At 62.1% G+C, this 7453-nt stretch carries 7 protein-coding genes; 5 read left to right on the top strand and 2 right to left on the bottom strand.

Annotated elements, in window-relative coordinates; all coding sequences use genetic code 11:
* Window positions 1-119: 119 nt before the first annotated feature.
* Window positions 120-866 carry an NRDE family protein gene (locus D8U82_RS00825; RefSeq protein WP_130889109.1) on the bottom strand — a complete coding sequence of 249 codons (747 nt, stop codon included), beginning with the start codon at window positions 864-866 and terminating at the stop codon, window positions 120-122.
* 130 nt (window positions 867-996) lie between these two features.
* On the opposite strand from D8U82_RS00825, the gene D8U82_RS00820 reads away from it, so the two are divergent.
* The 3 genes from D8U82_RS00820 to D8U82_RS00810 all read left to right on the top strand — a co-directional run bounded on the left by D8U82_RS00820 (window position 997) and on the right by D8U82_RS00810 (window position 3696).
* Window positions 997-1779 (top strand): sulfite exporter TauE/SafE family protein, encoded by a 783-nt coding sequence (locus tag D8U82_RS00820; RefSeq protein ID WP_016772682.1) that lies wholly within the window; start codon window positions 997-999, stop codon window positions 1777-1779.
* Window positions 1780-1858: 79 nt separating this feature from the next.
* Window positions 1859-2674, top strand: coding sequence for a prolipoprotein diacylglyceryl transferase (gene lgt / locus D8U82_RS00815; RefSeq protein ID WP_016772683.1), 816 nt, complete (start codon window positions 1859-1861; stop codon window positions 2672-2674).
* 50 nt (window positions 2675-2724) lie between these two features.
* Window positions 2725-3696: a thymidylate synthase gene (locus D8U82_RS00810; RefSeq protein ID WP_130889110.1), complete on the top strand. Its 972-nt coding sequence runs from the start codon at window positions 2725-2727 to the stop codon at window positions 3694-3696.
* 119 nt (window positions 3697-3815) lie between these two features.
* On the opposite strand, the gene cadR is transcribed toward D8U82_RS00810, so the two are convergent.
* Window positions 3816-4265 (bottom strand): Cd(II)/Pb(II)-responsive transcriptional regulator, encoded by a 450-nt coding sequence (cadR, locus tag D8U82_RS00805; RefSeq protein ID WP_016772685.1) that lies wholly within the window; start codon window positions 4263-4265, stop codon window positions 3816-3818.
* 84 nt (window positions 4266-4349) lie between these two features.
* On the opposite strand from cadR, the gene D8U82_RS00800 reads away from it, so the two are divergent.
* Window positions 4350-6605: a heavy metal translocating P-type ATPase gene (locus D8U82_RS00800; protein WP_130901492.1), complete on the top strand. Its 2256-nt coding sequence runs from the start codon at window positions 4350-4352 to the stop codon at window positions 6603-6605.
* Window positions 6606-6620: 15 nt separating this feature from the next.
* The coding region (locus D8U82_RS00795; RefSeq protein WP_130901491.1) for a LysR family transcriptional regulator at window positions 6621-7453 on the top strand (833 nt) is incomplete at its 3' end.

The raw sequence follows: 7453 nt of genomic DNA, 5'->3' as shown, positions 1-7453 counted from the left end.
GACCTGTAAGTGCTTTGCTGAATCCATAATCGACTCGATCTTTCAGGTCGATGTATACCGCAAGACACCTCGGTCGGCCCCCTCTCCCTCCGGGAGAGGGCTGGGGTGAGGGGCTGCTGTTAGACACAAACCTCAACTTCCCCGAGATGCCCGCCATACGGCCCAAAACTGCGCTCTACCATCCGCCGCGTGCCGTCCGCTCGCACGATCAACGCTGTGCTCGCCCGGGTGCCATAACTCTGGCTGGCAATAAACACACTCGACAACAACGCTTCCGTCGCCATGCCCACTCCCGTATCCGGCAACTCCGCCTCGGGTGCGGTCTGCGCATCGCTCAGCAAGGCCAGCAGGCGCTCGGGCTGCGGATCGTCCAGCACCGCGCTCAACGCCGCCCTGGCCTTGAGCAGTTTTGGCCACGGTGTATCCAGCCCCGCGTTGGATAACCCATAAACTCCAGGCTGCAACATCACCGGCTCTGACGCTCGTGCATTGAAATGCCACAACTCATGGGCATTGCCCAGCAGCAGATTGAACCCGGCGTATTCGGCGGCACGAGCCACCACATCGCTCAAATAATCATCAATCGACAGATCGTCAGCAAGAAAGCGCGCCACCAGTTCGCCCCGGGATTTGGTGGCCGGCGGCTGTTGCGGATCACGAATATTGGTCAGCGCGGCGAAGCGTCCGTTGGCGCCGATCCCCAGCCAGGTGCCGCCGGCCTCAAGATCGCGCCCGGCATGCACTTGCGGCGCTTCCGGCCATTGTGCCAATGGCAGGCTGGGGCGGGCGTAGAACTCGTCGCGGTTGGCCGCGACGATCAGCGGCTGGGCATGGCCCGGGCGCCAGGCGAAAACAATCAGGCACATAAGGTGGTCCTTGTGTGTTTTTTGCCCACTCTACGCATCCGGCGTCCGTGCATCCATCGCCAGTGGAGCAGAAGGCTGCGCATCCGTTAACATGCCGCTCCTGTTTTGCCGATGCGTGCTGGAGACGGTCATGGAATTTCTGCTCTACCTGGCGCTCGGCGCCTGTGCGGGCGTGCTCGCCGGGCTGTTTGGCGTCGGCGGCGGGATCATCATCGTCCCGGTGCTGGTGTTCAGCTTCACTTTGCAGGGCTTCGATCAGTCGATTCTTACGCATTTGGCGGTGGGCACGTCGCTGGCGACGATCATATTCACCTCGGTCAACGCCGTGCGTGAACATCACCGCCGTGGCGCGGTGCGCTGGGCGATTTTTCGCTGGATGACCGTGGGCATTCTGCTCGGTGCCGGTTTCGGGGCGTTGACTGCTGAAGCGATCTCCGGGCCGAACCTGCAAAAGATCATCGGCGTGTTCGCTCTGGTGATCGCCGTGCAACTGGCGCTGGACGTCAAACCCAAGGCCAGCCGAACGGTGCCGGGCAAACTCGGTCTGACTGCCGCCGGTACGGTGATTGGCTGGGCCTCGGCGATTTTCGGCATTGGTGGCGGCTCGCTGACCGTGCCGTTTCTGACCTGGCGCAGCGTGCCGATGCAGCAGGCGGTGGCGACCTCGTCGGCCTGTGGCTTGCCGATCGCTCTGGCCAGTGCAGCAAGTTTCATGATTCTGGGGTGGCACGATCCGTTGTTGCCAGCCCATAGTCTCGGTTTTGTGTATTTGCCGGCATTGTTGGGCATCGCCCTGACCAGCATGGTCTTCGCCCGGCTCGGCGCGCGTCTGGCACACAGGTTGTCGCCGCGCTTGCTGAAAAGGCTGTTCGCCGCTTTGCTGTTCTGCGTGGGTTTGAGCTTTCTGCTCTGACCGCGTGGCAATCCTGGCTTAATCCTGAGGTGGCAGCGTCGCCCGGGAATTTCGCTTTCAACTCTAACAAGGAGTCGCAATGCTGCCTTACCCGCAGATCGACCCGGTGGCCCTGGCCATCGGTCCGCTGAAAATCCACTGGTACGGTCTGATGTACCTGATCGGCATCGGCGGCGCGTGGCTGTTGGCGTCGCGCCGGCTCAACCGCTTCGACCCGACCTGGACCAAGGAGAAACTCTCCGATCTGGTGTTCTGGCTATCGATGGGCGTGATCGTCGGCGGCCGTCTGGGTTACGTGCTGTTCTATGATCTGAGCGCGTACCTGGCCAACCCGACGCTGATTTTCGAAGTGTGGAAGGGCGGCATGTCGTTCCACGGTGGCTTCATCGGCGTGATGCTCGCGGCCCTGTGGTTCGGCAAGCGCAATGGCAAGTCGTTCTTCCAGCTCATGGACTTCGTCGCGCCGATGGTGCCGATCGGTCTGGGCGCCGGGCGCATCGGCAACTTCATCAACGCCGAGCTGTGGGGCAAGGCCACCGACGTGCCGTGGGCGATGGTGTTCCCGCCGTTCAGCGATCCGGCGCAGTTGCCGCGTCACCCGTCGCAGCTGTACCAGTTCGCCCTCGAAGGCGTGGCGCTGTTCCTGATCCTGTGGATCTTCTCGCGCAAACCGCGCCCGACCATGGCGGTCTCCGGCATGTTCGCGCTGTTCTACGGCATCTTCCGTTTCATCGTCGAGTTCGTCCGCGTGCCTGATGCGCAGTTGGGCTATCTGGCGTGGAACTGGCTGACCATGGGTCAGGTGCTCTGCGTGCCGATGATTGTCGGCGGGCTGTTGCTGATCTGGCTGGCCTATCGTCGCGCCCCGGCAGCGCCGCTCGCGCCGACGGCTTAAACTACGAACCCCGGCGCGCGACGCCGGGGCTCCAAGGACACAGGTAACTCATGAAGCAATATCTCGAACTGGTCTCGCACGTCATTCAGAACGGCACCAAACAGGCCAACCGCACCGGCATCAACACCATCAGTTTTCCGGGAGCGATGCTGCGTTTCGATCTGCAGGAAGGTTTCCCGGCGATCACCACGCGCAAAATGGCCTTCAAATCGGCCATCGGCGAGATGTGCGGCTTTCTGCGTGGCGTCAACAACGCCGCTGAATTCCGCGCGCTGGGCTGCAAGGTCTGGGACCAGAACGCCAACGAAAACGCGCAATGGCTGGCCAACCCGTTCCGTCAGGGCGACGACGACCTCGGTGAAATCTACGGCGTGCAATGGCGCAAATGGCCGGCGTACAAGCAGATCCCGCTGAGCAATACCGCCGCCATCGAACAAACCTTGAGCAACGGCTACAAGCAGATCGCTCAGGGCGAAGAAGACGGCCAGGGCTACGTGGTGCTGTACAAAGCGATCGATCAGGTGCGCCAGTGCGTCGACACGATCATCAAGGATCCGGGCAGCCGGCGCATTCTGTTCCACGGCTGGAACGTCGCCCAGCTCGATGAAATGGCCCTGCCGCCATGCCATCTGCTGTACCAGTTCCACCCGAACGTCGAGACCAAAGAGATTTCTCTGACTCTCTACATCCGCTCCAACGATCTGGGACTGGGCACGCCGTTCAACCTCACCGAGGGCGCCGCGCTGCTGAGCCTGATCGGTCGCCTGACCGGTTACACGCCGCGCTGGTTCACCTATTTCATCGGCGATGCGCACGTCTACGAGAACCACCTGGACATGCTCAACGAACAGCTCCAGCGCGAGCCGTTTGCCATGCCGAAAATGAAGATCTCCGACCGCGTGCCGGAGTTTGCCAAGACCGGTGTGTATCAGCCGGAATGGCTGGAATTGGTCGAGCCGAGCGATTTCTCGCTGGAAGGCTATGAGCACCATCCGCCGATGACCGCGCCGATGGCGGTCTAGTCACCATTGATCGTTCCCACGCTCCGCGTGGGAATGAATCCCGTGACGCTCTGCGTCACTTTGGACGCGGAGCGTCCATGGCGGCATTCCACGCGGAGCGTGGGAACGAGCTTCGCCCGTCAGTGGCCGTGGCTGCGGCCCACATGGGAGTGTTCGACTTCGGTCGCGACAACCCCGCCACTCACTTCCAGCCGCTGCAAGATCCCGCATTGATCGGCCTCCGGCCCTTCGCCACAGCGTTGGCGCAGGTCGAGCAGTTGTGTCTGCAGCGCCAATAACCCATCAATTCGCGCCTTCACATGCTGAATATGTTCGTCGATCAGCGCATTGACGCTCTCGCACTGATCCTGCGGGCTGTCGCGCAGGGCGAGGAGGCTGCGGATTTCTTCGAGGGTCATGTCGAGGGTGCGGCAGTTGCGGATGAAGGTCAGGCGTTCGGCGTGGGCTTGGGTGTAGACGCGATAGTTACCGTCGCTGCGCGCCGGTTCCGGCAGGAGGTTTTCGCGCTCGTAGTAGCGGATGGTTTCCACCGCACAGTCGGTGAGTTTCGCCAGTTCGCCGATCTTCATGACGGCCATCTCCAAAAGGGTGCTTGACCCTATAGTGGCTACAGGGTCTTTACTTGGCAACAGGCACCTTCATGGACGCGACCAATGAGTGATTCCCTGCACACCCACAAGCCCGGCGACGGTCACGATCACAGTCATAAATTGCAGCCCGTGCATAAACATGCGCATGGCGGCGATGCCTGCTGCTCGTCAAAAGCCGCCGCACCTGCGCGGGTGCAATTGAGCGAAAAGACCAGCGCCGACGCGCGCCTGAGCAGCTTCCGCATCGAGGCGATGGACTGCCCGACCGAGCAGACGCTGATCCAGAACAAGCTCGGCAAACTGGCCGGCGTGCAGCAGCTGGAATTCAACCTGATCAACCGCGTGCTTGGCGTAACCCACAATCTGCCGGGCACCGAGCCGATCACCGAGGCGATCAAATCCCTCGGCATGCACGCCGAGCCGCTCGAGGCGGGTGTCGACGCGCCGGCCCCGGCTGCGGTGAAAAAACACTGGTGGCCACTGGCGCTGTCCGGCCTGACCGCGCTGGGCGCCGAAGTCATCCACTTCACCAGCGCTGCCCCCGACTGGGTGGTGGCGATTGTTGCGCTGGTGTCGATCCTCAGCGGCGGCCTCGGCACCTATAAAAAGGGCTGGATTGCCCTGAAGAACCGCAACCTCAACATCAATGCGCTGATGAGCATCGCCGTGACGGGCGCGATCCTCATCGGCCAGTGGCCGGAAGCGGCGATGGTGATGTTCCTCTTCACCGTCGCCGAGCTGATCGAAGCACGCTCGCTGGACCGCGCGCGCAATGCGATCAGTGGTTTGATGCAAATGACTCCCGAGCAAGCCACGGTATTGCAGGCTGACGGCAACTGGCGCGAACAAGAGGTGAAAAGCGTCGATCTCGGCGCGCGCGTGCGGGTAAAACCCGGCGAGCGCATCGCCCTGGACGGCGCGGTGGTCAGCGGCAGCTCGACCATCGACCAGGCGCCCATCACCGGTGAAAGCCTGCCGGTAGAAAAAACTGTCGGTGACAAAGTCTTCGCTGGCACCATCAATCAGGCCGGCTCGCTGGAATACACGGTCACCGCTGCGGCCAACAACTCGACCCTGGCGCGGATCATCCACGCGGTCGAACAGGCCCAGGGCGCACGGGCGCCGACTCAGCGTTTCGTTGATCAATTCTCGAAAATCTACACCCCGGCGGTGTTCGTCTTCGCCTTGGCCGTGGCGATCATCCCGCCGTTGTTCATGGGCGCGGCGTGGTTCGACTGGATCTATCGCGCGCTGGTGTTGCTGGTGGTTGCCTGCCCGTGCGCACTGGTGATTTCCACCCCGGTGACCATCGTCAGTGGCCTCGCGGCAGCCGCGCGCAAGGGCATTCTGGTCAAGGGCGGCGTGTATCTGGAAGGCGGTTTCAAGCTCGATTATCTGGCGCTGGATAAAACCGGCACGATCACCCACGGCAAACCGGTGCAGACCGATTACCTGTCGCTCGATCCGACAGCCGATGCCAGCGCGCCGGCCATCGCTGCCGCGCTGGCCGGGCGCTCCGATCACCCGGTGTCGTTGGCCATCGCCAACGCCGCTGTGGATAAAGATTTCGCCGCACTGCCTGTGGACAACTTCGAGGCACTGGGCGGGCGCGGTGTTAGAGGTGACATCAACGGCCAGACTTATCACTTGGGCAATCATCGTTTGGTCGAAGAGCTTGGCCTGTGCTCACCGCAGCTGGAAGAAAAGCTGTTCGCACTGGAGAAACAGGGCAAATCCGTGGTGCTGCTGCTCGACAGCGCAGGCCCCTTGGCACTGTTCGCCGTGGCCGACACGGTCAAGGAAACCAGCCTTGAAGCGATTCGTCAGTTGCATGAGCTCGGGGTGAAAACCCTGATGCTGACCGGCGACAACGTCCACACCGCGCAAGCGATTGCCGCCCAGGTCGGCATCGACGAGGCGCGCGGCGATTTGCTGCCGACCGACAAGCTGCAAGCCATTGAAGATCTGTACAAGCAGGGCCACCGGGTCGGCATGGTCGGCGATGGCATCAACGACGCCCCGGCATTGGCCCGCGCCGAGATCGGTTTCGCCATGGCCGCCGCCGGCACCGACACGGCGATCGAAACCGCCGATGTCGCCCTGATGGACGACGATCTGCGCAAGATCCCTGCGTTCCTCAGCCTGTCGCGCAACACCGCGAGCATCCTGAAACAGAACATCGCACTGGCGCTGGTGATCAAGGCGATCTTTCTTGCGGTAACCTTCGCCGGGCTCGCCACCATGTGGATGGCGGTGTTTGCCGATATGGGCGTGAGCCTGCTGGTGGTGTTCAACGGTTTGCGCCTGTTGCGCAAATAACAATGAGGGATGGTTGTGCTGAGTGCCGAGCTGAAAGCGTTTTACATGGTCGCCCGCCTGGGCAGCATCACGCTGGCGGCGAAAAAACTCGGCCTCAGCCAACCGACCGTGACCACGCAGATCCGCAATCTGGAGAGTCAGTATTCGGTGGAACTGTTCTACCGTGGCGGGCGCCGTTTAAGCGTCAGTGACGAAGGCGCGCGGCTGCTGCCGATGGTCAAGACCCTGTTGCAGCAAGAGGCCGACATCGAGTTCTTCCTGCGCAACAGCGGTCAGGTGCAGGGCACGTTGCGTATTGCCGCGACGGCACCATATTACATCCTCGATCTGGTGAAGACCTTCCGCGAGCGTTTGCCGCAGGTCGAAGTGTCGGTGGAAATCGGCAATTCGCAGCAGGTGCTGGAAGCGCTGGAGGATTACCGCGTGGATGTCGCGGCTTCGTCGCAGTTGCTCGACGATGCGCGGTTGATTCGCCGAGTACTCGGCACCGATCCGCTGGTGCTGGCGGTGCATCGCAATCATCCGTTGGCGGCGCAGGAACATGTGACGCTGAGCGCGCTGGCCGGGCATACGTTGTTGATGCGCGAGCCGGGTTCGACTACTCGGCGCTTGACCGAAGAGTTGCTGGCCAGCGCCGGGGTCAGTTTCGGGCCGTTGCTGGAGATCGGCAGCCGTGAGTCGATTCGTGAAGCCGTGCTGCGCAATATCGGTATCAGCATCATTGCGCGGCAGGAGGTGCCGCATGATCCGCAATTGCGTGTGCTGACCATCGAGAATGCGCCGCAGATTCCGGAGTATCTGTATTGCCTCAAAGAGCGCAAGGGTGCGCGGTTGCCGGCGGCGTTCCT

Source organism: Pseudomonas sp. Sample_23 (assembly GCF_004307595.1).
Classification (GTDB): domain Bacteria; phylum Pseudomonadota; class Gammaproteobacteria; order Pseudomonadales; family Pseudomonadaceae; genus Aquipseudomonas; species Aquipseudomonas atacamensis.
Note: the sequence above shows the minus strand (reverse complement) of the source record. Positions and strands in the feature narration are given on the sequence as shown.

Bases quoted from the DNA above. Each gene is read 5' to 3' on its own strand.
- D8U82_RS00820 (WP_016772682.1), top strand. From the start codon at position 997: ATGGAATTTCTGCTCTACCTGGCGCTCGGCGCCTGTGCGGGCGTGCTC.
- D8U82_RS00800 (WP_130901492.1), top strand. From the start codon at position 4,350: ATGAGTGATTCCCTGCACACCCACAAGCCCGGCGACGGTCACGATCAC.
- cadR (WP_016772685.1), bottom strand. From the start codon at position 4,265: ATGAAGATCGGCGAACTGGCGAAACTCACCGACTGTGCGGTGGAAACC.
- D8U82_RS00810 (WP_130889110.1), top strand. From the start codon at position 2,725: ATGAAGCAATATCTCGAACTGGTCTCGCACGTCATTCAGAACGGCACC.
- lgt (WP_016772683.1), top strand. From the start codon at position 1,859: ATGCTGCCTTACCCGCAGATCGACCCGGTGGCCCTGGCCATCGGTCCG.
- D8U82_RS00825 (WP_130889109.1), bottom strand. From the start codon at position 866: ATGTGCCTGATTGTTTTCGCCTGGCGCCCGGGCCATGCCCAGCCGCTG.